Source organism: Spongisporangium articulatum (assembly GCF_044465595.1).
GTDB lineage: Bacteria > Actinomycetota > Actinomycetes > Actinomycetales > Kineosporiaceae > Spongisporangium > Spongisporangium articulatum.
The window spans coordinates 593,966-615,987 of sequence record NZ_JBITLV010000002.1 but is presented as its reverse complement, the minus strand read 5'-3'; the positions used below and the strand labels follow the sequence as shown (position 1 = coordinate 615,987).

Here is a 22,022-nt window from a genome sequence, read left to right as displayed (position 1 = left end):
CTTGATGCCGGTTTGCGCCCGAGGCAAGAGTGTTCAGTTTCAACTGGACAGTTTTGACTGTGCACTTTACGGTCCCGGGCATGGACACCGCCACGCCTACCGGGGCACCGACCGAATCGGCGGTCCGGGCCGGGCTGGAGCTGCGCTCGCTGTTCAGCCGGTTACGCCGCCGGATGCGCGAGGTGGCCCGCGACAGCGACCTCACACCGTCCCAGACCGCCGCCCTGACCCGGCTGCACAAGGAGGGCCCGGCCGGGGCGAGCGCGCTGGCCGCCGCCGAGGGCGTACGCCCGCAGTCGATGGCCACCGTGGTGGCCGCGCTGGAGCAGAAAGGTCTCGTGCGCCGTGAGCAGAGCCCGGACGACGGGCGCAGCCGGCTCGTCACCCTCACCGACGCGGGTCGGGCCCGGGCCGAGGGCGACGTCGAGGCGCGTCGCGAGTGGCTGGCCCACGCCATGCAGGAACGTCTCGACGAGACGGAGCGGGCCACCGTGCGAGAGGCGATCGCCCTGCTGGAACGCCTGGTCACCCCGTGACGGCGCTCGACGTGCTGTTGCCGCGGACGGCGGCGCCCGAGGGCCGGTTCGACCGCCGGCTGCTCGCGCCGCTGATCCTCGGCGCGCTGCTCAACCCGGTGAACTCCTCGATGATCGCCGTGGCCCTGGTGCCGATCGGGCTCGCGTTCGGGGCGCCCCCGGCCCAGACCGCCTGGCTGGTCTCCGGGTTGTACCTGGCCACGGCCGTCGGGCAACCGGTGGTCGGCCGCCTGGTCGACTCGTTCGGGCCGCGCCGCCTGTACTTGCTCGGCACGGCGTTGACCGGGGTGGCGGGCGTGCTCGGCGCCTTCGCCCCCAACCTGCCGACGCTCGTGATCGCCCGCGTGGTGCTGGGTTTCGGCACCTGCGCGGGCTTCCCGGCGGCCATGACGATGATCCGTCGCGAGGGTGACCGCACGGGCGACGAGAGCCCGGCGGGTGTGCTCACCGTCCTGTCCGTCTCCACCCAGACGGTGGCCGTCGTCGGGCCCACGCTGGGCGGGCTGCTGATCGATGTCGGCGGCTGGCGCACCCTGTTCGCCGTCAATGTGCCGCTCTCGCTGACCTGCCTGGTGCTCGGCTCGCTGTACCTGCCGCGGGAGCAGCGGGACGGCGACCGCGCGGCTCGGGCGGGCGGGGCCGGCCCGGCCCTCGGCCTGCTGCACAACGCACCGCTGGTCGCCACCTATGTGAGAACCCTGCTCAGCTACACGGTTTCGTATGCCTTCCTGTACGGGTACACCCAGTGGCTGGAGGCCGGCCGGGGGCTGAGCGCCTCGGTGGCCGGGCTCGCGCTGCTGCCGGTGTTCGGCGTCGCGATCGTCGTCACGACACTCACCGGGCGGCGCCCCGAGGTGTGGTGGAAGCTGCTGGTCGGCGGCGCGGCGCAACTGGCCGGGTGCCTGGCCCTGCTCACCCTCGGCGCCTCGACCCCCGTGGGCTTGGTCCTCGGTGTCGGCGTGATCTTCGCGCTCCCCCAGGGCCTGACCAGCCTGGCCAACCAGAACGCGCTGTACCACCAGGCCGACCGGGCCCGGCTCGGCGCCTCGGCCGGGTTGCTGCGCACGTTCATGTATCTCGGCGCGATCGTCTCCTCGGCCGCGACCGCCGTGTTCTTCGACCACGGCATCGACACCGCCGGCCTGCACCGACTGGCCCTGTTCATGGCCGGCGCCTCGGCCCTCGTCCTGTTCGTGTGCCTGTCCGACCCGTCGCTGCGCAGGATCGGCCGACCCGCCGCCGAACCGTCCCCGGAAAGGACCGCTCCGTGACCCTTAGCGCCCTCGACCCGAAGACCGCCCTGGTCCTCATCGACCTGCAGAAGGGCATCACGGCTTCGGCTACCGAACCCTTCAACGCCGCCGACGTCGTCGCCCGGTCCGCCGAACTGGCCGACGCCTTCCGCGCCCACGGGCTGCCCGTCGTCCTGGTGCGGGTGTCCTTCGCACCCGACGGTGGCGACGCGCCGGTCGGCCGCACCGAGGCACCGGCGGCCGGGCCGCGCCCGGAGGGCTGGGACGTGCTCGACGAGGCGGTCGGCCCGCGGCCCGGCGACATCGTGGTGACCAAGCGGAACTGGGGCGCCTTCTACGGCACCGACCTCGACGTCCACCTGCGCCGGCGCGGCGTGACGCAGATCGTGCTGGGTGGCATCGCGACCAGCATCGGCGTGGAGTCGACGGCCCGGCAGGCGCACGAGCACGGGTACCACGTCACGTTGGCCACGGACGCCATGGCCGACCGCAGCGCCGAGTCGCACCGGCACTCGGTCGAGCGGCTCTTCCCACGGCTCGGCGAGACCGGCACGACCGCCGAAGTCCTCGAGATGCTGGCGAGGTCCCAGGCACACTGAGGCGGTGCTGCGACTGGACGACGCCTGGGTGTGGGACAGCTGGCCGCTCGACACCGGCGACGGGGGTGAGCACCACCTGTTCTTCCTCCGGGCGCCGCGGTCGCTCGCGCCGGACGACCGGCACTGGAACGCCCGCATCGGGCATGCGGTCAGCCCCGACCTCGAGACCTGGCGGGTCCTGCCCGACGCCCTGCACCCGTCCTCCGGCCCGGCCTTCGACGACCTGGCCACCTGGACGGGATCCGTGGTCCGGGGCGACGACGGCACCTGGAACCTGTTCTACAGCGCGGTGTCCCGGGCCGAAGGGGGGCGGGTGCAGCGCATCGGGCGGGCCCTGTCGGACGACCTGCTCACCTGGCACCGCGATCCGCGGCAGGCCGGCGGCGCCGCCCTGCTGGAGGCCGACCCCCGCTGGTACGAGACCCGCGAGCTCGGCGCGTGGCGCGAGGAGGCCTGGCGTGACCCGTGGGTGTTCCGCGACCCCGGCGGCGACGGCTGGCACATGCTCATCACCGCGCGCCTGCGCACGGGCCGGACGCTGGAGCGCGGGACGATCGGTCACGCCCGCTCGGCCGACCTCCTCGACTGGGAGGTGCAGCCGCCGCTCACCGCCCCGGCCGGGTTCGGTCAGCTCGAGGTCGCCCACACGGTGCGGGTCGACGGACGCTGGGTGCTCGTCTTCTGTTGTCTGCCGCCCGAACTGGACGACGAGCGCCGGGCCGCGACCCCGGCCACCGGGATGTGGAGCGCCCCGGCCGGCGGCCCGCTGGGCCCGTTCGACCTGACCGCTGCCCGGCCGCTGGCCGACCCGACCCTGTACGCGGCCCACCTGGTGACGACCGCCGACGGTCCGGCGCTGATCGGGTTCCGGGACCTGGTCGACGGCGCCTTCGTCGGCGAGATCGACTCCCCCGTCGCGGTCCGGCTCGCGGCCGACGGCGCCCTCGAACTGGCCTGAGCGCGTCAGGCGGTCTGGAACGAGCGCTTCGAGAAGCCCATCATGTAGCCGTCGATCGTCGTCGTGACCGGGGCGTCGGGCTTCTCGGCCGCGCCCAGGGTGACGAACAGCGGGATGTAGTGGTCGACCGTCGGGTGCGCGTACGGCATCCCCGGGGCCTTGTGCCGGTAGGCGGCCAGCTCGTCGAGGTCGCCGCGGGCCAGGGCGTCGGCCGCCCAGTCGTCGAAGTCGCTCGACCAGGCGGGCACCTTGCCGAACAGCATGTCCCGCGTGACGAACGGCAGGCCGTGGGTCATGAACCCCGAGCCGACCACCAGCGTGCCCTCGGCCCGCAGGTCGCGCAGCCGCGAACCGATGGCCAGCAGCTTGTCCGGGTCGTGGGTGGGCAGGCTGAGCTGCAGCACCGGGATGTCGGCCAGCGGGTACATCGCCATCAGCGGCACCCAGGCGCCGTGGTCGAGGCCGCGGCTGGGGTGCAGGTGCAGCGGCTCGTCGTCGGGCATGGCCCGGGCCAGCCGGTGCGCCAGCGCGGTGGCGTCGGGGGTGGCGTACTGCATCTCGAAGTAGCGGCGGTCGAAGCCGCCGAAGTCGTAGACCAGCGGCGTGTTCGCGGCCGGCGCGGAGATGGCCAGCGGGGCGGTCTCCCAGTGCGCGGAGACGATCACGATGTTCTTCGGCTTGGGCAGGCCCAGCGCCCAGTCGGACAGCTGCCGCAGCCACGGGCCGTCGTCGAACAGCGGCGGGGCGCCGTGGCTCAGGTAGAGCGCGGGCAGGGGCCCGTCGGACGGCACCCAGTCGCGCTGGGCCGCAGCCCGCACCAGGGCGTCGGGCAAGAACGCGTCGTAGGCACCACCGGGCACCTCGGGGTCGAAGATCGAGCGCATGCGGACACTGTAGCAAGAATTTGATACTTCAACTATCTGTCTCTTTGAGGCGCTCTTGATCATCCACTCAGGCAGCTTTCAGATCCGTCGTGAATGCTGTGCCGATCGTGGCGTTCGCACCCGGCGAAAGCCCCGTTACGGAGTCCGCCCCTTGAGCACGACCACCCCCGAATCGGCTGCGGCCGGCGCCCGCGTCCCCCTGCCCTCGCGCCGGACCGTGGCCGCCGCGCGGCGCTCCGGACCGGCCCGGCGCAGCCCCTCGTGGTGGCGCGACGCCGTCGGAGCAGCCACCTGGGCCGGCCTGGTGGTCGTCGTGAGCCTGTGGCTGGCCGACGCCCAGGTCCAGGAACTGAGCAGGGACTCGACGGCGGCCCTGGCCAGCCTCGGCCGCCTGACCGGCCTGGTCTCGGCCTACCTGCTGCTCGTGCAGGTGCTGCTCATGGCCCGCATCCCGATGGTCGAACGCGCCTACGGGCAGGACGTCCTGGCCCGGCGGCACCGGCTGATCGGCTTCACGTCGCTGAACCTGCTCGTCGTGCACGTCGTGCTCATCACGGTCGGCTACACGGGGATCGACTCGGCCAACGTGGTGATCGAGTTCGTCGACCTGGTCCTCGACTACCCGGCCATGCTGCTGGCCCTGGCCGGGACGGCCCTCCTGCTCATGATCGCGGTCACCAGCCTGCGCCGGGCACGGGCGCGGCGCCGCTACGAGTCGTGGCACCTGTTGCATCTCTATGCCTACCTGGGCGCGGGACTCGCTCTGCCGCATCAGCTCTGGACCGGTGAGGAGTTCCTCCTCCACCCCTGGGCCACCGTCTACTGGTGGACGCTGTGGGCGGCCGCCGTGGCCTCGGTGCTCGTCTGGCGCGTGGGGCTGCCGCTGTACCGGACGCTGCGCCACCGCCTCCGCGTGGTGGCGGTCGTGCAGGAGAGCCCCGACGTCGTCTCGATCTGGATGCGCGGTCGGCGCCTCGAGCGGCTACCCGTCGCGGCCGGGCAGTTCTTCACCTGGCGATTCCTCGGCCGCACCGGGTGGACCCGCGGTCACCCCTTCTCGCTGTCCGCCCCGCCGCGGGACGGACACGTGCGGATCACGGTCAAGGACCTCGGCGAGGGCAGCCGCAGCCTCACCCGGTTGCGGCCCGGGACCCGGGTCATGATCGAGGGCCCCTACGGCCGGCTGCACGGCGGCACCCGGACCGCGCGGAAGGTGACGCTGCTGGCCGGCGGCATCGGCGTCACCCCGCTGCGGGCCATGCTCGAGGAGATGCCGCAGCGCCCTGGTGACGTCACCTTCGTCTACCGGGCCCGCGACGAGGCCGACCTCGTGTTCCGGGCCGAACTGGAACAGCTGGCCGAGCATCTCGGGGCGCGGGTCTTCTTCGCCACCGGTCCCCGGGTCCCCGGCCGCGACTCCTGGCTTCCCGCGTCGGCCGGCCATCTGGACGACGCGCGGGCGCTGCAGCAGCTGGTCCCCGACATCGCGCGCAACGACGTCTACATCTGCGGGGCGGACGGCTGGATGGCCGCCGCCCACCGCGCCGCCCGCGCCGCGGGGGTCCCCGAGCGGCACATCCACGAAGAGAGGTTCACCTGGTGAGGCGCATCGTCTTCGCCGCGATGAGCACGCTGAGCGCGCTCGTCCTCCTGCTCAGCTACCGGACGAGCCTGGACCCGCACGCGTCCGCGGCGCTCACCACGGACTCGGGCGCGGACACCCCGACGGACACCGGGACCGGGGCCGACCCCGACGCGTCGGCGTCACCGGACTCCACGTCCATAGGTTCGGCGGCCTCCGACTCCGAAGGCTCCGACGACTCGACCGGCTCCGACGACTCGACCGGCTCCGACGACTCGGGTGCCGGCTCGACCGACTCCGGCTCGACCCCGTCTCACTCGACCGGCTCGAGCAGCTCGTCCTCCGGCTCGACGACCTCGACGTCCACGACCCGCTCGTTCACCGGCGACTCGGCCGACACCCGGTGGGGGCCGGTGCAGGTGAGGATCACCGTGAAGGACGGGAAGATCACGAAGTCGCAGGCCGTGGTCTACCCGAACGACAACTCGCGCGACCAGGAGATCAACGCCTACGCCATCCCGCAGCTGAACAGCGAGACGGTCGCGGCCCAGAGCGCGCAGATCGACGCCGTCTCCGGCGCGACCGTGACCAGCAACGGCTACATCCAGTCGTTGCAGTCGGCCATCGACAAGGCGGGGCTGTGACGACGGCGACCGCGGTCCCCGGCCTGGCCGCCCAGCCGCGGCAGGCCTTCGTCGAACAGGTGATGGGGCTACCGGTCAGCGTGCACGTGCGCGGGCCGCAGGCCCGCACGCCCGCCGTGGCCCGGGCCGTGGCCGGGCTGTTCGCGTCGTTGCGCGACGACGACGCCGTCTTCAGCACCTACCGCCCCGACAGCGCCGTCAGCAGGATCCGGCGCGGGGCCTTGCGCCTGGACGACGCCGGCCCCCGGGTGCGCGAGGTCGCCGCACTCTGTGCGGAGGCGGAAACCCGTACGGACGGAGCGTTCTCGGCCTGGTTGCCCGACGCGGCCGGGCACCGGGCCTTCGACCCGACGGGGCTGGTGAAGGGCTGGGCGGTACAACGCGCCTTCGACGTCCTCACCACCCGGCTCGACGGGCACGACGTGCTGGTCAACGCGGGCGGCGACGTCGCTGTGCGGTGCACGCGGACCGACACCCCGCCCTGGCGGATCGCGATCGAGGACCCGCGCGACCGCACCCGCACGCTGGTGACGGTGCCGCTGCGCACGGGGGCGGTCGCGACGTCCGGTACGGCCGCCCGCGGCACCCACCTCGACGATCCGCGCACGGGCCGCCCGGCGGCGTCCGGCCTGCTGTCGGCCACCGTGATCGGGCCGAGCCTGCTGTGGGCCGACGTCTACGCGACCGCCGCCTTCGTCATGGGCGCCGAGGCCGCCGAGTGGGTGGACAGCCTCGGCGACCACGCCGTCTTCCTGGTTTAGAGCCCCATGTCCTTGGCGATGATCATCTTCATCACCTCGTCGGTGCCGCCGTAGATGCGGTTGACCCGCTCGTCGGCGTAGAGCCGCGCGATCGGGTACTCGTTGATGAACCCGTACCCGCCGTGCAGCTGCAGGCACCGGTCGATCACCCGGTGCGCGACGCCCGTGCAGAACAGCTTGGCCGAGGCGGCCTCCGCGGGGGTGAGCTCCCCGGCGTCCAGCGCCTCCAGCGCCCGGTCGGCCACGGCCTGCGCGGCGTCGACCTCGGCCTGACAGGCGGCCAGCTCGAACTTGGTGTTCTGGAACGAGGCGACCGCCTGCCCGAACACCTTCCGGTCCTGCACGTAGGCCTTCGCGAACCGCACGGCCGCCGCGGCCTGCGCGTAGGCGCCGTAAGCGATGGCCAGCCGCTCCTGCGGCAGGTTCTGGCCGAGGTAGGAGAAGCCCTTGTTCTCCTCGCCGAGCAGGTCCTCCGCCGGCACCTTGACGTCGACGAACGACAGTTCCGCCGTGTCCGACGTCTTCAGCCCCAGCTTGTCCAGCTTGCGGCCCACCGAGTAGCCCGGCAGCGTCGTGTCGACGACCAGCAGCGAGATGCCGAACCGTCGGTCGTCCTCCTTCTGCGGCGACGTGCGCGCGCACACGATCACCCGGTCGGCGTGCACACCCCCGGTGATGAACGTCTTGGCGCCGTTCAGCACGTAGTGGCGGCCGTCGTCCGAGAGCTTCGCCGTGGTGCGCATTCCCGCGAGGTCCGAGCCCGTGCCCGGTTCGGTCATGGCGATCGCGAACATCGTCTCGCCCGACACGAACCCCGGCAGCCAGCGCTTCTTCTGCTCGTCGTCGGCCAGCTTCAGCAGGTACGGCAGGCACAGCCCGACGTGCACCCCGGACCCGCCGAACGAGACCCCGGCGCGCGCCGTCTCCTCGGTCTGGATCGCCGAGTACTTGAACGAGGCGATGCCCGCCCCGCCATACTCCTCCGGCACCTCGATCCCGAACGTGCCCAGCTCCGCGAGCTTGTAGTAGAAGTCCCGCGGGGCCTGCCCGGCGGCCAGCCACTCCTCGTAGTGGGGCACGACCTCCGCCTCGATGAAGTCGCGGATGGTCCGGCGGTACGACTCGTGGTCGGAGTCGAAGACGGTGCGCCGCATGCTGTGCCTCCCTGTCGCGGATGCTTCGGGGTTCAGGGTGCCATCCGTAGCCGCTGCACGCCTTCCATCACCAGCTCCATGTTGATCTGGGCCCCGGCCATCGCCCCGGCCGCGGCCGACGCCCCGACCTGGGCCATGGGCTCGGTCACGTTGCCGGCCACCCACAGCCCGGGCACCGCGGTCCGGCCGAAGGCGTCGGTGCTCGGCACGTGGCTGAACAGCCCGCTCTCGTGCTCGACGACCTTCACCCCGACGCCGGCCAGGAAGTCGGCGCGGGCCTCGACCCGGCTCGCCACGGCGACCGCGCCCAGCTCGACCCGCGACCCGTCGGCCAGCCGGACGCCGACCAGGGCGTCGTCGTCCACCAGCACCTGCGCGACCGGCGCGTGCACCACTCGCACACCGAGCGCCGCGCAGTGCTCGGCCGCCTCGTCCGACGGCAGGTCCAGACCGTTGGCCAGCAGCACGACGTGCTCGGACAGCTGGCGGAACAGCAGCACCTGGTGCATCGCCGCGGGGCCGGTGGCCAGGACGCCGATCACTCGGTCGCGCACCTCCCAGCCGTGGCAGTAGGGGCAGTGGACGACGTCGCGCCCCCACCGCTGCGCCAGCCCGGGGATCTCGGGGAACCGGTCGACGGCACCAGTCGCGACCAGGACGCGCCGCGCGCCGACCTCCTCACCCCCGACCAACCGGACGACGAACGCAGGCACCGGGCTCCCGTCGTCCGGCCGGACGTCCTCGACCTGGGCCTCGACCACCTGACCGCCGTAGCGGCGGACCTCGTCGCGGCCGGTGGCCAGCAGCTCCGCGGGTGGCACGCCGTCGCGGGCGAACAGTCCGTGCACCGCCTGCGCGGGCGCGTTGCGAGGTTGCCCGCCGTCGAGCACCAGCACCGACCGGCGCGACCGGGCCAGCATCAGCGCCCCGTTGAGACCGGCGGCGCCGCCGCCGACGACGACGACCTCGTACCCGTCCTGCAGTTCATCGCTCATGGTTCGAGCTTGCGCCGACCCGTTCGGGCCTGGCAAACACGCTTGCCGATTTGGCAAACTCCCAGCATGGACGACGAGACGACGCTCAGCGGGGTGGGTGCGCGCCTGCGGGAGCTGCGCCGGGCCCGGGACATCACGCTGACCGACCTGGCCGAGCAGACCGGCATCTCGGTCAGCACTCTGTCGCGGCTCGAATCCGGTTCCCGCAGACCCACCCTGGAGCTGCTGCTGCCGCTGGCCCGCGCCTACGGGGTGACGCTCGACGAACTGGTCGACGCCCCCGCCACCGGCGATCCGCGGGTGCACCTGAAACCGTTGCAGGCCAACGGGATGACGATGCTGCCGCTGACCCGGCGGGCGGGTGGCATCCAGGCCTACAAGATCGTCATCCCGGCCGGCGACGGGCGTCGCCACCCCGACCTGAAGATCCACGAGGGCTACGAGTGGATCTACGTGCTGAACGGACGGCTCCGGGTCGTGCTGGGCGAGCACGACATCGTGCTCACCCCGGGCGAGGCGGCCGAGTTCGACACCCGCACGCCGCACTGGTTCGGCGGCGCTGACGGCGAACCCGCCGAGTTCCTCAGCCTGTTCGGCACCCAGGGCGAGCGGGCCCACCTGCGCGCGGCACCGTCGTCCCGGCGCTGAGCCCTACCGGTACGGCCCCGCGGCGGCCTGGGCGAGCACCATCAGCGCCTTCTGCTCCTGCGGCCAGAACCGCGACCCCACGCACGAGTACGGCGGCATGAACCCGTCGCACGAGGTGTTGGCGGCGCCCAGCTCGGTCGTGAACGAGGCGACCCCGAGCCGGCCGTACATGTCGTCGTCGGTCGTCCCGCTCGTGCCGTACAGGATCGACGGGCCCTGTCCCGTCGTGTAGCCACTGCCGCTGGCTGCGACCATGCGGTCGGCCAACGCCTTCAGTTTCGTCTTGTTGGGGGCGGCGTTGGTGGTGTCACCCCACGGGTAGAGCGTCAGACTGGCGTAGGAGTGGTAGCTGATGAACGTGCCGGTCGCCGTGGCCGGCGCCGCGTCGGTGATGTTCGGGCCGCGCTGGTCCTTGAACAGGTTGTTGAACAGCGCCTGCTGCGCCGCGGTCTCGGGCTCGGAGGCGGCCGACGTGCCGCGGTACTCCTGGGCGCAGGCGGTGTTCGTCGACCCGACGCCGCCCCAGTGGAACGTGGCGTTGCGGTTCATGTCGACGCCGTACTGGTTGGAGGACGTCGGTGGGCGGCGGCAGTTGCCGCGCGCATCATCGGCGTTCTTGCGCTGGTAGTACGGCGAGTTGCCACCGGACTCGACGATCTGGCGGCCGTCGGGGTTGGCCACGGGGATCACCCAGAGCTCGGTCGTGTCGAGCAGACTCGTGACCGCGGCGTTCGTGCCGTAGCCCTGGGTCAGGTAGTCGATCCAGTTCCAGGCGATCTCCGCCGTGGCCAGTTCGCGCGCGTGGATGGCGGCGTAGAGGACCGAGCGCGGCTTGGGCACGTTCGGGTTCAGCGCACAGTCGCCGGCGTTCTTCTTCGTGATGCAGATCGCCAGCAGGTCGTTGCCGCCCCGGTTCTTCGTCTTCAGCCACGAGTCGCCGTAGTCGACCACGGTGGCCAGCGTCGGGTACGTCGCGGCGACGTCCCGCAGGTGCTGCTGCTGGGCCGCCGCCGTGTGGTACCCGCCGTAGAAGGTGGCGTAGGTCGCCGCCGCACGCAGCGTCGACGTGGGCGCCGGGCTCAGCGGGGCGAGCGTGTCGGCCACACTGACGCGATACCCCTTGGCCTTCAAGGACTTCTGCACGGCCGCGTCACCGAGCACGAAATAGTCATCGCCGGAACGCTTCTCGAGCAGGTCGTAGTTCTTTCGCAGGGCCTTGAACGCCTTGGCCGTCGGCGCGTGCACCCGCAGCACCAGCACCGGAGCCTGTTTGGCGGAGGCGACCGCGGTGGCGTCCGGGACGAGGGTGGCGGCCAGGACCGCCATGCCGACGACGGCGACGAGCGCGATCACCGCTCGCATCAACCGGGAACGAGTCATGGCGTGCCTCCCCGAGTCGTGCCCCGGCTCCGCGCCGTGACCCACCAGTAACGCTATGGAGTACCTGTGGAGCCGGTCAACCCTTGATCGAGTACGGAGGCGGATAGGGACCGGTCGATTGACGGAGGGTGGAGCATAGGGAGCATGTCTGTTCGAGGCCGGGAGAGCGCCGAGCAGAGGAACGCGCGAGGGCGAGGCCGGGACGAGGCCGCCCTCGTGCGGGACGGTGCCGCCACCGACCGGGATCAGGTCGCCGAGGACCGTGACGACTCCGCGGGTCAACGGGACAGCCTCGCCGCCCGGCGTGACCGTTCGTCCGACGCCGTGGACGACGCGTCACTCCAGCAGATGCAGCTCGTCGTCCAGCGGCTCAGCGACCGCTTGTCAGCCGAGCTCGCGCCCCTGACCTGGGCAGCGGTCAGAGCTGATCTCGACGATCTTCTCGAGACGGCGCAGGAGGCCATACACGTCGGGCGTGACGCCCGCCGGGCCGGAGCGCGAGATCGGCGCGCCGCCCATGCCGATCGCCGAGCCGCTCGCGACGACCGGGACGGGGCCGCCGGCGACCGCCACGCCGCCCACGGCGATCGACGGGAAGCACGGGCGGATTCCGACCAGACCGTGATCGACGGGCAGATCACGTAGCTGCAGGTCGGGGCCTTCCCACGACGAGGTCGCGCACCGCGGTGGCGACCAGGCGGCGGCCGGGGTCGCGAGCACCGGCTCAGCCTGCCCGGCTACGGTTCGACGCGTGACCAGGCCGGGCGGCAGACGCGAACCGCCCCGAGGTGTTCGGGGTTTCGTCGCCCGGGCCCTCGACCTGGCCACCGGCGTGCTGGACGCCGCCCCCCGGGTGAGCATCGCCGTCGGCTTCGGCTTGTTCCTCGGGGTCATGGTTCTCGGCTGGGCCCAGTTCGACTACTGGGGTTTCCGCGGCGTGCCCCGTGAGAACGCGGTCGTCGTCGCGAGCACACCGGGCCCCGACGAGATCACCTGCGACAAGAGTGAGGAGACGGAGGCCCTCGACACCTACCGGGTGACCGAACCCCGCGCGGGTTTCCCGAGGGAGTTCGTGATCTCCGAGTGCCCGCTCTCCGTCACGGTCGGCGAGACGTACACGATCGCCCGTAAGGACCCGACCGCCCGTCCCGAAGCCACCGTCGACCCGCTGAACAGCGAGTTCGAGGTACTCGCGACGGGCGGGATCGTCGCAGGCATCGGCTGTGGAGCCTCAATGGTCTGGCAGGTGCTCCGGGACCGGCTCGCCGCCGCCTACGAGCGACGCCGCCCGAAGCCGCCGCGGGGGGAGCCGGGCGTCTACCCGTCGCGGGCGAGCCCCACGATGCGCGCCTTCCGGTACCACGCGCGCACACCCGTCCCACCCGGGCTCTCGCCGGGGATCGAGAAGGCCGACCGCACAGTGCGGTCCGTAGCCGGGCGCTGGATCGCCGACGGTCGGCCCGAACTCACCGTCGAGCAACGAAACGCGCTCCATCGGGCGGCCCGCGTCCTCGACGACGCCGCCGACGACGAGGGTCTGACTGCGGCGGAGGCGGCCTACGTCCAGCAGGCCCGGACGTTGGCCGCCTCCGTCCTCGACCCGCCTCAGGTCGTCGACGACGACTGGCCGTTCTGAGTGGTCGCCGCCGACGGCGCCTGACCCGTCGGCGCCTGACCGCCCTGGCCCGGCCCGGCCGTCGCGGACGTGCCGGCCAGGATGCGGGTCGCGGTCGTGCTGTCGGTGGTCGTGCTGTCGGTGGTCGTGCTGTCGGTGGTCGTGCTGCCGGAACTCGATCCCGCGTTCGGGCCCGCACCGGTCAGGACCACCACGGTGTCGCCGACCGCGAGATCCGAGACCGACGCCGTGGTGCCGTCGTTCTCGACCGCGACGTCGTCGGCCAGCGTGTAGGTGGTACTCGTCCCGGACGACGACTTGACGGTGATCGAACTCGAATCGATCGCCGTGATCGTGCCGCTGGCCGGGGCGGCCCCGCCGGGCATCTGGCCGTTCCCGCCCGGGCCACTCGCGGTCTGCGAGCCGGCGACTGACGTGCTGCCGTCGCCGGCGAAATGGACGACGGCCCAGGTGCCACCCCCGACCAGGGCGAGCGCGAGCACGCCGGCGGCGATCCTGGCCCGGACGCCACCCTTCGGCGTGGGCGCCGACGTCTGCGCGGGCGCCGGCTCGGTGGGGTTCGTCGGCGGGGCTTCGTAGGTCTGGGTGTCCATCGTTCTGCTCCTCGTGGTGGGCTTCGCGTGGACTCGACGGTGCCGGGCGATCCTGCCCGAAAGCTGAACGCGCGCTGGGCGATCGGGCGGATCGCGAGGTCCTGGCCCGATCCACAGCGCGGACCCGGGCCACGGTCAGGAACGGACGCGGGCCACGCCCCCGACCTGGGTGACGATGTGCCCGCCGGCGTCACGTGCAGCCCGGACAAGCACCGACGACGGGCACCCGAGCGCGTCACCCTGCTCGACGACCAGCTCGCCCGGTCGGCCGGTGGCCAGGCGGTGGACGGCGAGGCACCCGCTGCTGTTGGCGTTGGCCACATCCTCGGTCACCCCGATCGCCGGGGCGAACATACGGGCAGCACAACGGTTCTCACTGTCCGGCGGGACGTACACGAAAGACCCCAACTGCGCGAACCGACGACTCGCCCGGGCGAGCGCGACGTGGTCGGGACGCAACGTGGCGAGTACCTCACGGTCGACGACCGGCACCAGCAGGCGCTCCCGGCCGGGCGAGGCGACCACGACCCTCTCGATCGGATGCAGGTTCTCGGCCCCCACGCCGAGCGCACCCACGAAGGCCGCCCACTCGTCGTCCCGCACCGGCCGCAGGGCGACCGCTCCCTGGTCGAACCAGGCCTCGACCCCGTCACCGGACTGCCGGGCACGGGCGGCGACCTCGCGACCGGCGATGGAGAGCGTCCCCTCGAAGGACCCCGTCCGCCCGGCCAGGACGGCGAGCGCGGCCACGGTGCCGTGGCCGCAGTTGGCGAGCGGGCCGGCGGAGGTGAAGAACCGGACCGGGAGCGGACCCCCCGCGGCGGCCGGCGGGTCGAGCACGGCGAGGTGCGACGTCCCGTACCGTCCCGGGAGGCGGGCGAGTTCGTCGTCCGGCGCGGCGGCGCCCAGCGACACGACCGTGGGGCTGCCACCGGCGCCGTCGCGCCGGCAGGCGTCGACCACGAGCACGTTCACGGGGTCGGCCGGGGTTCGGGCGGGTCGGGGTCGGGCGGGAGGAGTTCGAGCTGCCACCAGCCGACGTCGTGCCAGCGTCCACTCTTGTACCCGACGTTGCGGTAGACCCCGACGGGGGCGAAGCCGAGCGACTCGTGCAGGCCGACGCTGGCCGGGTTGGGCAGGGCCACCCCGGCGAAGGCGTTGCAGTACCCCTGGGCCCGCAAATGGTCGAAAAGCGCCTGGTAGAGCCGGGTCCCGATACCCCGGCGGTGAGCCTGCGGGGCGAGGTAGACGGAGACGTCGACGCTCCACCGGTAGGCCGGGCGGGCCCGGTGCGGGCCGGCGTAGGCGTACCCGACGACCGTGCCGCCGTCCTCGGCCACGAGCCAGGGGTAGTGGGTCACGGTGGCCTCGATGCGCCGGGCCATCTCGGCCGCGGCCGGTGCGCCCGACTCGAAGGAGATGGCGGTCTGCTCGACGTAGGGCCGGTAGACCTCGGCCACGGCGGCGGCGTCCTCGCGCCGCACGGCCCGGATCATGCCTCCACCGGCACGGGGTAGCCGGCTCGCAGGGCGGCGACGGTACAGGCCGGGGTGAGCAGCCGGGCGTCGCCGCGGGCCGGGCGGGACCGCTTCGCGCCGTAGGCGTACCGGTCTCCGTCCCAGAGGGCGAGGTGGTCGGCGCAGGCCAGCGCCGGGCCGGCGTCGGTGACCACGAACGCACCGGGAGGCACGTCTCGCCAGGCGAGGGGCGTCGTCCCTCGGGCCGCCCCGACCGGAAGGCGTTCGGCGTGCAGCCGGGCGTCCAGGTCGGCCGCCCGCGGGTCGTCGAGCTCGTTGCCGAGTGCGAAGGCGACGAAGTCGGCGCGGCGGCACTCGGCGCACGGACGGTGCCCGGCAGCCAGGGCCACGGCCTCGTCGAGGAGGAACAGCGGCGTGTAGTGGTTCGGATGCCACTGCGCGACCCGCCGGCCCCGGAACTCCAGCCGGCAGGTGATCCAGGCCTTCACCTGGTGGGTACGGACGACGCCCCGCGTCCCTTCGCCCTCGTGGAGGCGGCCACGGTTGCCCATCCACGCGCCGCGGGCGTCGACGGCGACGATCTGCCCCGTCGGAGCCACCCGGTTGCGCGCGGGACCGGCCATACCCGCCAGCCTACGGCGCGCCGGCCTTTCGACGGCGGCGTCCGCGCAGCCGTTCGAGACGCAGCTGGCGCATGTAGTCGTCGAAGTCGACCTGGATCGTGTGTCGTTTGCTGGCCACGTACCGGCGGGCCTGCCGGCGTGCGTGCCGGTCGATCTCGGCGTTCATCGCCCGCTTCGACGGCAGCCCGTACCGGCCCTGCAGGTGGTCGGCGACCAGCTGCGCCTGGCGTTCCGTGATGGGCATGACGGCGCCCAGCGGTTGGACCAGCCCGACGAAGTACAGGCCGGGGACGTCGGGATGGAAGAGCCTGCGGTACAGGCGGATCCGGTTGTCCTCGCGCACGTCGAGGAAGTCGGGGTCGAAGAACGGGAAGCTGATCCGGTAGCCGGTGCAGTAGATCACCAGGTCGGCCTCGACGCGCGACCCGTCGGCGAAGACCACGGCATCTTCGTCGAGCCGCTGAATGGTCGGCTTCGGCGTGATGTCGCCGTGCGCCAGCCGGTCGAGGATGCGGCTGGACATGCTCGGGTGCGCCTGCGCGAACTTGTGGTCCGGCTTCGGCAGGCCGTACCGGGTCATGGGGCCCGTGTAGGTGCGCATCAGGAGACGCGCGAACGGCCAGCGCAGCGCCGAGGGCAGCCACTCGGAGCCGCCGATGCTGTCGTACGGCTTGCCGAAGAGGTACTTCGGGATGACGTGCACGCCGCTGCGGGCCGACAGGTAGGTCGCGGCGGCGTGGTAGCTGGCGTCGACGGCGATGTCCATCGCACTGTTGCCCATCCCGAGCACCACGACCCGCTTGCCGGCCAGCTGCGACTCGTCCTCGTAGTCGTGCGCGTGCAGCTGCTGGACCGAGGTGGTGTCCGCCCCCGGGAAGGCCGGCTCGGGCATCCGGACGTCCCAGTGGTGACCGTTGGCCACCACGACGTCGGAGTAGACCGACGTCTCGCCGGTGGACAGCCGCACCCGGAAGCCGCCCCCCTCACGATCGTCCAGGGGTTGCACGTGCTCGACCGCGGTGCGGAACCGGATGCGGCTGCGAAAGCCGAAGTGCGTCACGTACTTCTCGAAGTAGTCGGCCACCTGCTCGTGACCGATGAAGTCGGGCAGGTCGTCGGCCAGCGGGAAGTCGCTGAACTCCATCCGCGCGCGTGAAGTGTTGATGCGCAGCGACCGGTAGGCGCCGGAGCGGCCGTTCGGGTTGCGGAACACCCACATGCCGCCGACCCGGTCGGACAGCTCGAAGACGTCGAAGTCGAGGCCCCGCTCGTGCAGGACCTTGGCCACCGACAGGCCCGAGGCCCCCGCGCCGATGACGGCAACCTTCCGGGTCACTGCTGATGCTCCTTCTCGTGCCGACCGGAGAGCGCGTGCGCGAGCTCACGCACGCGCTCGTCCCGGTCGAGTAGCACAAGGTGGGCGCCCTGACACGCCAACTCCTGGGCCGTCGTCCGGCCTGTGCCCGAGGCGGCACCGGTGATCAAGACGACGCGCGAAGCGGAAGTCTTACCGGCCATCGATCACTCCAGTGTGCTCGGCCTCGGAGAAACCTGAATCTAGGGTTTCATGAATTGCGGCGTCAAGATTAGGACTGGGCCGAGCGTGTCGTGAGGTACAACGGTGGTCGTGAGCCCCCCAGCCACCCGCCGGTACGGCGGACTCGACGCCGAGCAGCGCCGCAACGACCGGCGCGCCCGGCTGGTCGAGGCGGCCACGGAGCTGTTCGGCACCGCCGGGTACGCCGCGACGCCGATCGCCGAGGTCTGCCGGGCGGCAGGGGTCGCCCCGGTGCACTTCTACGAGCTCTTCGAGACCAAGGAAGACCTGCTCCGGGCGGTCTACGACAAGATCAACCAGGACACCCAGGCGGCGATCCTGGAGGCGGTGCTGGCCGTCGAGGCCACCGATGTCCTCGGGCGGATCGAGGCCGGGGTGAGCACGTTCTGCGCCCAGATGATGGCCGACCCCGCGCGGGCGCGGGTGCACTGCCTCGAGGCGGTGGGGGTCTCCCCCGAGATGGAGGCGCACCGGCGCGACGTCATCCACGCCTACCGGGACCTGCTCGTCGCCCAGTTCCACGAGGCACGAGCCGCGCTCGGCGTGGAGCGCTCGCTGAGCGACCGGCAGGAGCAGGCCGTGGCCACCATGATCGTCGGCGGGATCGACGAGGTCGTCATCGACTGGGTCCTGCGCGAGGACCGGACACCGATCGAGGACGTGACGACGGCGGTCGCCGGCGTCCTGTCGGCCACCAGCAGCTGGCTGCTGGGTGGGGAAACCGTCCGGTGACCGGGCCTGTCACCCTCCGCCCGGCGACGCCCGGCGACCTCGACCTGCTCACGACCCTGAACCTGCACCTGCGTGAGGACCAGGGTTACGCCGGTGGCGCCGACGAGGAACCGTGGGTCCGGGAACGACTGCGCGGCTGGCTGACGGGTGTGGGGGTCGTGGGCGGGCCGGTGTCGCTGGCAGTCTTCGAGCGGGACGGCGAACCGCTCGCCTTCGCGAGCTGGCGGCTCGACGACACCGGGGTCTACGGGCGCCAGCTGTTCGTGTCCCGGGCGCACCGCCGCGAGGGACTCGGACGGCGGGCCATCGACCTGCTGCGCCAGGCCTTCCCGGGGCAGGCGCTCTCCCTCGACGTGCTGCTCACGAACGAACCGGCCCGGGCCTTCTACCGGGCGCTCGGGTTCACCGAGAGCTCGGTCATCATGTCGCTGCCGGCCCTCGGGGGCGAGCCCGCGCAGGTGCCGGTCGCGGCCTCCCACTGACCCGCACGTGGAGCAGATCGGGGAGGCCTACTCGCCGTCGAGGTCCTCGTCCTTGTCGGGTTCGGGCGTCGACCCCGGTGACGTCATCGGTTCCTGTCGCACGTCCGGGTCGTCGTCCGGCAGATTGGGCAAGGCCTCCGCCGCGGCCTTGGCCTCGTCGATCGCCTGCTGAGAACGCTCCAGGGGTTGCTCGCTCATGGTGACCTCCTGCTCGGTCACGGTAGTGAGATCTCCGCGTTCGGCGACCCGGGCCGTCCCTTCACCAAGATCACCGGAATGGCGTCGATCTGCCGGCTCTCACCCGGCGGAATGACGAAATGTTGATGATCTTGTGCCGGTGCCGGGTCGAGATTCTCGGCCGAACGGTGATCCGATCGGCGTCCGGTCCGCGACAGTCAGGTCGTGGAGCGGAACCAGCCGAGTGACGTCGACCTGCTGAGGCAGGTCGCGGCCGGGGACGAGCGCGCCCTGCGGGAGCTGCTCGAGCGGCACTCCGCCTGGCTCCTGCTCCGCCTGCGCCGCCGCACGCCCGACGAGGAGCTGGCCGCCTCCGCGTTGCAGGACACGTTCGTCGCCGTCTGGCGCACGGCGCGCAGCTATCGCGGGGACGGGGACGTCGGGGCCTGGCTCTGGGGCATCGCCGTCCGGCAGCTGGTGTCGCGGCTGCGGGTCCGGCAGGCGCCGGCTCCGGTCGCCCAGCAGGTGGTGGCGGCCCTGTCGCCGGCCTTGCGCAGCGCGGAGGACGAGCTGCTGTTGGCCGTCGAGCACGGCGACGTGGGCTCGGCCCTCGACCGGCTGTCCCCCGAGCTGCGCCAGGCCCTCCAGGCGACCGTGCTCGACGGGCTGTCGACGAAGGAGGCCGCCCGACTGCTGGGCGTGCCGCAGGGGACGGTGAAGAGCCGGGTGCGGCTCGCGAAGGCGCAGATGCGCAGGCAGCTGATGGAGGGGATCGCATGAGCTGGCATGTCGACGGACCGACGTGGCGGGCCTACGCGGCCGGGCGGTTGGACCCGGCCGCGGAGGCGGCGGTCGAGACCCACGCGACCTCGTGCCCGGACTGCCGTTCGGGCGCCCGCGAGCTGGTCGCGACGGTCGAGCCGTTGTGGACGGCGGTGCACGCGGAGATCACCCGGCCGCGCCTGCCTCTCGTGCTGCGGGGGTTGCGCCGGCTCGGGGCCCCCGAACCTGACCTGGTGGTGCTGGCCACGTCCCGCGACCTGCTGCTGTCCTGGTCGGTCGCGGTCGGCGCCGCGGTGGTGTGCGCGATCGTGACCGGTCTGGCGCGGATCGACGTGCCCGGCGGCCCCCGGACGTTGTTCCTGGCGCTGGCCCCGCTCGTGCCGGTACTGGCGGTGGTGGCCGCGTACGACGCGACCGACCCGTTCCGCGAGGTCACCGAGGTGTCGCCCTTCTCGAAGCTGCGCCTGGCCCTGCTGCGCACCACGGCCGCCCTGGTGGCGGCCGTCCCGCTGACCGTCGCGGTGACCCTCGCCGTCCCGGTCCTCCACGGCTACTTCGCCACCTGGCTGCTGCCGGGGCTGGCGCTCACCGTGACGGCGCTGATCCTGCTGACCTGGCTACGGCCCTGGCTGGCCAGCGGGCTGGTGGCCCTCGGCTGGATCGCCGCGACCGCGGTGGCCGCCGGGACGCGCACGATCGACGACGTCACCACCGGCGCCGGTCAGCTCGGCTTCGCCTGTGTACTGGGCGTTCTCGGCGCCGTACTCGTCCGCACCAGCACCGTCCAGCACTCCCGGGGAGTCGCCCGATGACCGCCACCCTGCACGACGTCTCGAAGCAGTACGGGCGCACCGTCGCGTTGGCTCCCACCACGCTGACGCTGGAGGCCGGGGTGGTCGGGCTGCTCGGGCCGAACGGTGCCGGGAAGACCACCATGTTGCGCCTACTGTCGAGCGCGCTCGCGCCCAGCTCGGGGCGCATCACGGTCAGCGGGTACGACGTCACCGGCTCGCACGCCGAACGCACCGAGGCCCGGCGCCGGATCGGCTACCTGCCACAGGAGGTCGTGTTCCCGCGCGGGATGACCGCCTTCGGCTTCCTCGACTACATCGCCGTCCTCAAGGAGTGGCGCGAGACCGCGGCCCGGCACGCGGAGGTCCGGCGGGTGCTCGGGCTGGTCGACCTGGCCGAGCGGGCCACCGTGAAGGTCAAGGCCCTCTCGGGCGGGCAGCGCCGCCGGCTGGCCATCGCGCAGGCCCTGCTCGGGGAGCCCGACCTGCTGATCCTGGACGAGCCGACCACCGGGCTCGACCCCGAGCAACGGGCCGCGCTGCGCGGCATCCTCTCCGGGTTGCCCGGCACGGTGCTGATCTCGACGCACCAGACCGAGGACGTGGCCGCCCTCTGCGACCGGGTCGTCGTGCTGGACGCCGGGCGCGTGCGGTTCGACGGCACCGTCGCCGCACTCCTGGACACCGCCGCCGGCCGGGTGCACCAGGGACCGTCCGCCAGCCCGGGCGCCGTGCAGACCTGGAAGACCGGGACCGGGCTGATCCGCTCCGTCGGGGGCCGCCCCGGCCCCGAGTCCTCCCCCGTCGACCCCACCGTGGAAGACGCCTACCTGTTACTGAGAAGCGTGACCGAAGAAGGAGTCCTGCGATGAGCACCGCCACCTCGACCGCCCCGCCGGTCCTCGGCGTCCTGGCCCGCCAGGAGATCCGCAACTACCTGCGTTCGAAGCTGTTCTGGGCCGGAACCGCGCTCGTCGTGGCGCTCACGGTGTCCGGCTTCGTCGACCGGGGCGCCTCCTACCCCGGCGGCAACGGACCGTCGTCCGCCCTGGACATGGTCGCCGTGGCGGCTCTGCTCGGGGTCTTCGGCCTGATCGTGACGGCCGGGCTGACCCGACGTTCCGACCGGGCCGCGGAGGCGGCCGGCTCGGTAGCCGTCCCCGAACGCACCCGCACTCTCGCGCTGGCGGCGGCGGTCGTCGTCCCGCTGGCCGTGGCCCTGGCGTGGTTCGTCGCGGCGCTGGTCAACTTCCACACCGATCCCCCGGCCGACTACACGGTGCCGTTCGGCCCGATCGATACCGGTTTCGTCTACGCGGCCATGTTCGCCCAGGGCGTCGTGCCCGCGGTGGGCGGCCCGGTCCTCGGGCTGGTGATCGCGAGATGGCTTCCGCAGCGCGGCATCACGGCCCTCTCGGTGGTCCTGCTGGTTCTGGTGACGATCCTCCTGCAGGGCAACTTCCGGGCCACCTGGCGGTGGCAGGCGGCGTGGCCGTGGACGAACTGGTACGGCCCGCTGGGCTGGAACACCGGCGAGGGGCACTGGATCGCGCTACCGGGCTCGCCCCAGGCGTGGATCGCGTACCTGCTGGCGCTGTGCGTGCTAGGGGTGCTGGTGGCCGTGTGGCACGACCCCGAGGCGGACCGTTCCCGGCTGCGGGCCGCGATCGCCGGCACCGTCGTGGTGGCGATCGTGGCGTTGGTCCTGACCATGACGCTCGGGTTGCCCGACGCCGCCTTCAACCCCGTCGTCGCCCCGACGGCCTGACGTTCTC

At 72.5% G+C, this 22,022-nt stretch carries 27 protein-coding genes; 15 read left to right on the top strand and 12 right to left on the bottom strand.

The annotated features are described in order from the left end of the window. Positions 1–80 precede the first annotated feature (80 nt). Genes ACIB24_RS09115 through ACIB24_RS09100 form a run of 4 tightly spaced genes read left to right on the top strand, consistent with a single transcriptional unit; the run spans position 81 to position 3,346 of the window. Positions 81–536 (top strand): MarR family transcriptional regulator, encoded by a 456-nt coding sequence (locus tag ACIB24_RS09115; RefSeq protein WP_398278412.1) that lies wholly within the window; start codon positions 81–83, stop codon positions 534–536. Further along, positions 533–1,807 (top strand): MFS transporter, encoded by a 1,275-nt coding sequence (locus ACIB24_RS09110; protein WP_398278409.1) that lies wholly within the window; start codon positions 533–535, stop codon positions 1,805–1,807. The genes ACIB24_RS09115 and ACIB24_RS09110 overlap by 4 nt, the downstream gene beginning before the upstream one ends. Then, complete coding sequence (locus ACIB24_RS09105) at positions 1,804–2,388, top strand: hydrolase (RefSeq protein WP_398278406.1); 585 nt, start codon at positions 1,804–1,806, stop codon at positions 2,386–2,388. Before ACIB24_RS09110 ends, ACIB24_RS09105 begins: the two co-directional genes overlap by 4 nt. 4 nt (positions 2,389–2,392) lie before the next feature. Beyond that, the gene (locus ACIB24_RS09100; RefSeq protein ID WP_398278403.1) at positions 2,393–3,346 is read left to right on the top strand and encodes a glycosyl hydrolase family 32; all 954 of its coding nucleotides are present in this window, start codon (positions 2,393–2,395) and stop codon (positions 3,344–3,346) included. Between the two features lie 5 nt (positions 3,347–3,351). Here the strand turns inward: ACIB24_RS09100 and ACIB24_RS09095 are convergent, their stop codons facing one another. Then, complete coding sequence (locus tag ACIB24_RS09095; protein WP_398278400.1) at positions 3,352–4,230, bottom strand: dioxygenase; 879 nt, start codon at positions 4,228–4,230, stop codon at positions 3,352–3,354. Positions 4,231–4,381: 151 nt separating this feature from the next. Here ACIB24_RS09095 and ACIB24_RS09090 point away from each other — a divergent pair, with 151 nt between their 5' ends. Genes ACIB24_RS09090 through ACIB24_RS09080 form a run of 3 tightly spaced genes read left to right on the top strand, consistent with a single transcriptional unit; the run spans position 4,382 to position 7,217 of the window. Beyond that, positions 4,382–5,833, top strand: coding sequence for a ferredoxin reductase family protein (locus tag ACIB24_RS09090; RefSeq protein WP_398278397.1), 1,452 nt, complete (start codon positions 4,382–4,384; stop codon positions 5,831–5,833). Continuing rightward, positions 5,830–6,456, top strand: a complete 627-nt coding sequence (locus ACIB24_RS09085) for an FMN-binding protein (protein ID WP_398278394.1) — start codon at positions 5,830–5,832, stop codon at positions 6,454–6,456. Before ACIB24_RS09090 ends, ACIB24_RS09085 begins: the two co-directional genes overlap by 4 nt. Beyond that, on the top strand, positions 6,453–7,217 hold the full coding sequence (locus ACIB24_RS09080) for an FAD:protein FMN transferase (protein WP_398278391.1): 765 nt from the start codon (positions 6,453–6,455) through the stop codon (positions 7,215–7,217). The genes ACIB24_RS09085 and ACIB24_RS09080 overlap by 4 nt, the downstream gene beginning before the upstream one ends. On the opposite strand, the gene ACIB24_RS09075 is transcribed toward ACIB24_RS09080, so the two are convergent. Both ACIB24_RS09075 and ACIB24_RS09070 read right to left on the bottom strand, forming a co-directional pair. Next, a complete protein-coding gene (locus ACIB24_RS09075; RefSeq protein ID WP_398278388.1) occupies positions 7,214–8,371 on the bottom strand; it encodes an acyl-CoA dehydrogenase family protein in 1,158 nt (385 codons plus the stop codon). The genes ACIB24_RS09080 and ACIB24_RS09075 overlap by 4 nt on opposite strands. Before the next feature lie 32 nt (positions 8,372–8,403). Continuing rightward, a complete protein-coding gene (locus tag ACIB24_RS09070) occupies positions 8,404–9,366 on the bottom strand; it encodes an NAD(P)/FAD-dependent oxidoreductase (protein ID WP_398278385.1) in 963 nt (320 codons plus the stop codon). A gap of 66 nt (positions 9,367–9,432) precedes the next feature. On the opposite strand from ACIB24_RS09070, the gene ACIB24_RS09065 reads away from it, so the two are divergent. Next, positions 9,433–10,014 (top strand): helix-turn-helix domain-containing protein, encoded by a 582-nt coding sequence (locus tag ACIB24_RS09065; RefSeq protein ID WP_398278382.1) that lies wholly within the window; start codon positions 9,433–9,435, stop codon positions 10,012–10,014. 3 nt (positions 10,015–10,017) lie between these two features. Here the strand turns inward: ACIB24_RS09065 and ACIB24_RS09060 are convergent, their stop codons facing one another. Beyond that, positions 10,018–11,394, bottom strand: coding sequence for a M14 family zinc carboxypeptidase (locus ACIB24_RS09060; protein ID WP_398278379.1), 1,377 nt, complete (start codon positions 11,392–11,394; stop codon positions 10,018–10,020). Positions 11,395–11,778: 384 nt separating this feature from the next. Continuing rightward, positions 11,779–12,114 carry a hypothetical protein gene (locus ACIB24_RS09055; protein WP_398278376.1) on the bottom strand — a complete coding sequence of 112 codons (336 nt, stop codon included), beginning with the start codon at positions 12,112–12,114 and terminating at the stop codon, positions 11,779–11,781. A gap of 31 nt (positions 12,115–12,145) precedes the next feature. On the opposite strand from ACIB24_RS09055, the gene ACIB24_RS09050 reads away from it, so the two are divergent. Continuing rightward, complete coding sequence (locus ACIB24_RS09050) at positions 12,146–13,030, top strand: hypothetical protein (RefSeq protein ID WP_398278374.1); 885 nt, start codon at positions 12,146–12,148, stop codon at positions 13,028–13,030. Here the strand turns inward: ACIB24_RS09050 and ACIB24_RS09045 are convergent. The 6 genes from ACIB24_RS09045 to ACIB24_RS09020 all read right to left on the bottom strand — a co-directional run bounded on the left by ACIB24_RS09045 (position 13,000) and on the right by ACIB24_RS09020 (position 17,242). Next, on the bottom strand, positions 13,000–13,623 hold the full coding sequence (locus ACIB24_RS09045) for a hypothetical protein (protein WP_398278371.1): 624 nt from the start codon (positions 13,621–13,623) through the stop codon (positions 13,000–13,002). The genes ACIB24_RS09050 and ACIB24_RS09045 overlap by 31 nt on opposite strands. A gap of 135 nt (positions 13,624–13,758) precedes the next feature. After that, positions 13,759–14,592, bottom strand: a complete 834-nt coding sequence (locus tag ACIB24_RS09040) for a PhzF family phenazine biosynthesis protein (RefSeq protein ID WP_398278368.1) — start codon at positions 14,590–14,592, stop codon at positions 13,759–13,761. Positions 14,593–14,594: 2 nt separating this feature from the next. Then, a complete protein-coding gene (locus ACIB24_RS09035; RefSeq protein ID WP_398278365.1) occupies positions 14,595–15,119 on the bottom strand; it encodes an arsinothricin resistance N-acetyltransferase ArsN1 family B in 525 nt (174 codons plus the stop codon). Then, positions 15,116–15,724, bottom strand: coding sequence for a hypothetical protein (locus ACIB24_RS09030; RefSeq protein ID WP_398278362.1), 609 nt, complete (start codon positions 15,722–15,724; stop codon positions 15,116–15,118). The genes ACIB24_RS09035 and ACIB24_RS09030 overlap by 4 nt, the downstream gene beginning before the upstream one ends. Positions 15,725–15,734: 10 nt before the next feature. Further along, on the bottom strand, positions 15,735–17,060 hold the full coding sequence (locus ACIB24_RS09025; RefSeq protein WP_398278359.1) for a flavin-containing monooxygenase: 1,326 nt from the start codon (positions 17,058–17,060) through the stop codon (positions 15,735–15,737). Then, complete coding sequence (locus ACIB24_RS09020; protein WP_398278356.1) at positions 17,057–17,242, bottom strand: SDR family NAD(P)-dependent oxidoreductase; 186 nt, start codon at positions 17,240–17,242, stop codon at positions 17,057–17,059. Before ACIB24_RS09020 ends, ACIB24_RS09025 begins: the two co-directional genes overlap by 4 nt. Before the next feature lie 109 nt (positions 17,243–17,351). Here ACIB24_RS09020 and ACIB24_RS09015 point away from each other — a divergent pair, with 109 nt between their 5' ends. After that, positions 17,352–18,014 carry a TetR/AcrR family transcriptional regulator gene (locus ACIB24_RS09015; protein ID WP_398278353.1) on the top strand — a complete coding sequence of 221 codons (663 nt, stop codon included), beginning with the start codon at positions 17,352–17,354 and terminating at the stop codon, positions 18,012–18,014. After that, positions 18,011–18,496, top strand: a complete 486-nt coding sequence (locus tag ACIB24_RS09010; protein WP_398278350.1) for a GNAT family N-acetyltransferase — start codon at positions 18,011–18,013, stop codon at positions 18,494–18,496. Before ACIB24_RS09015 ends, ACIB24_RS09010 begins: the two co-directional genes overlap by 4 nt. A gap of 27 nt (positions 18,497–18,523) precedes the next feature. Here ACIB24_RS09010 and ACIB24_RS09005 read toward each other — a convergent pair whose 3' ends face one another. Further along, positions 18,524–18,694 (bottom strand): hypothetical protein, encoded by a 171-nt coding sequence (locus tag ACIB24_RS09005; protein ID WP_398278347.1) that lies wholly within the window; start codon positions 18,692–18,694, stop codon positions 18,524–18,526. A gap of 204 nt (positions 18,695–18,898) precedes the next feature. Here ACIB24_RS09005 and ACIB24_RS09000 point away from each other — a divergent pair, with 204 nt between their 5' ends. Genes ACIB24_RS09000 through ACIB24_RS08985 form a run of 4 tightly spaced genes read left to right on the top strand, consistent with a single transcriptional unit; the run spans position 18,899 to position 22,015 of the window. Next, on the top strand, positions 18,899–19,453 hold the full coding sequence (locus ACIB24_RS09000) for an RNA polymerase sigma factor (RefSeq protein WP_398278344.1): 555 nt from the start codon (positions 18,899–18,901) through the stop codon (positions 19,451–19,453). After that, positions 19,450–20,268 (top strand): zf-HC2 domain-containing protein, encoded by an 819-nt coding sequence (locus ACIB24_RS08995; protein ID WP_398278341.1) that lies wholly within the window; start codon positions 19,450–19,452, stop codon positions 20,266–20,268. Before ACIB24_RS09000 ends, ACIB24_RS08995 begins: the two co-directional genes overlap by 4 nt. After that, positions 20,265–21,119, top strand: coding sequence for an ABC transporter ATP-binding protein (locus tag ACIB24_RS08990; RefSeq protein WP_398278338.1), 855 nt, complete (start codon positions 20,265–20,267; stop codon positions 21,117–21,119). Before ACIB24_RS08995 ends, ACIB24_RS08990 begins: the two co-directional genes overlap by 4 nt. Further along, on the top strand, positions 21,116–22,015 hold the full coding sequence (locus tag ACIB24_RS08985; protein ID WP_398278335.1) for a hypothetical protein: 900 nt from the start codon (positions 21,116–21,118) through the stop codon (positions 22,013–22,015). The genes ACIB24_RS08990 and ACIB24_RS08985 overlap by 4 nt, the downstream gene beginning before the upstream one ends. Positions 22,016–22,022 lie beyond the last annotated feature (7 nt).

What these genes read in the sequence shown, in the direction of transcription:
- ACIB24_RS09115 (WP_398278412.1), top strand. Translation starts at nt 81, where the DNA reads ATGGACACCGCCACGCCTACCGGGGCACCGACCGAATCGGCGGTCCGG.
- ACIB24_RS09095 (WP_398278400.1), bottom strand. Translation starts at nt 4,230, where the DNA reads ATGCGCTCGATCTTCGACCCCGAGGTGCCCGGTGGTGCCTACGACGCG.
- ACIB24_RS09075 (WP_398278388.1), bottom strand. Translation starts at nt 8,371, where the DNA reads ATGCGGCGCACCGTCTTCGACTCCGACCACGAGTCGTACCGCCGGACC.
- ACIB24_RS09070 (WP_398278385.1), bottom strand. Translation starts at nt 9,366, where the DNA reads ATGAGCGATGAACTGCAGGACGGGTACGAGGTCGTCGTCGTCGGCGGC.
- ACIB24_RS09065 (WP_398278382.1), top strand. Translation starts at nt 9,433, where the DNA reads ATGGACGACGAGACGACGCTCAGCGGGGTGGGTGCGCGCCTGCGGGAG.
- ACIB24_RS09060 (WP_398278379.1), bottom strand. Translation starts at nt 11,394, where the DNA reads ATGACTCGTTCCCGGTTGATGCGAGCGGTGATCGCGCTCGTCGCCGTC.
- ACIB24_RS09045 (WP_398278371.1), bottom strand. Translation starts at nt 13,623, where the DNA reads ATGGACACCCAGACCTACGAAGCCCCGCCGACGAACCCCACCGAGCCG.
- ACIB24_RS09035 (WP_398278365.1), bottom strand. Translation starts at nt 15,119, where the DNA reads ATGATCCGGGCCGTGCGGCGCGAGGACGCCGCCGCCGTGGCCGAGGTC.
- ACIB24_RS09030 (WP_398278362.1), bottom strand. Translation starts at nt 15,724, where the DNA reads ATGGCCGGTCCCGCGCGCAACCGGGTGGCTCCGACGGGGCAGATCGTC.
- ACIB24_RS09020 (WP_398278356.1), bottom strand. Translation starts at nt 17,242, where the DNA reads ATGGCCGGTAAGACTTCCGCTTCGCGCGTCGTCTTGATCACCGGTGCC.
- ACIB24_RS09005 (WP_398278347.1), bottom strand. Translation starts at nt 18,694, where the DNA reads ATGAGCGAGCAACCCCTGGAGCGTTCTCAGCAGGCGATCGACGAGGCC.
- ACIB24_RS08995 (WP_398278341.1), top strand. Translation starts at nt 19,450, where the DNA reads ATGAGCTGGCATGTCGACGGACCGACGTGGCGGGCCTACGCGGCCGGG.
- ACIB24_RS08990 (WP_398278338.1), top strand. Translation starts at nt 20,265, where the DNA reads ATGACCGCCACCCTGCACGACGTCTCGAAGCAGTACGGGCGCACCGTC.
- ACIB24_RS08985 (WP_398278335.1), top strand. Translation starts at nt 21,116, where the DNA reads ATGAGCACCGCCACCTCGACCGCCCCGCCGGTCCTCGGCGTCCTGGCC.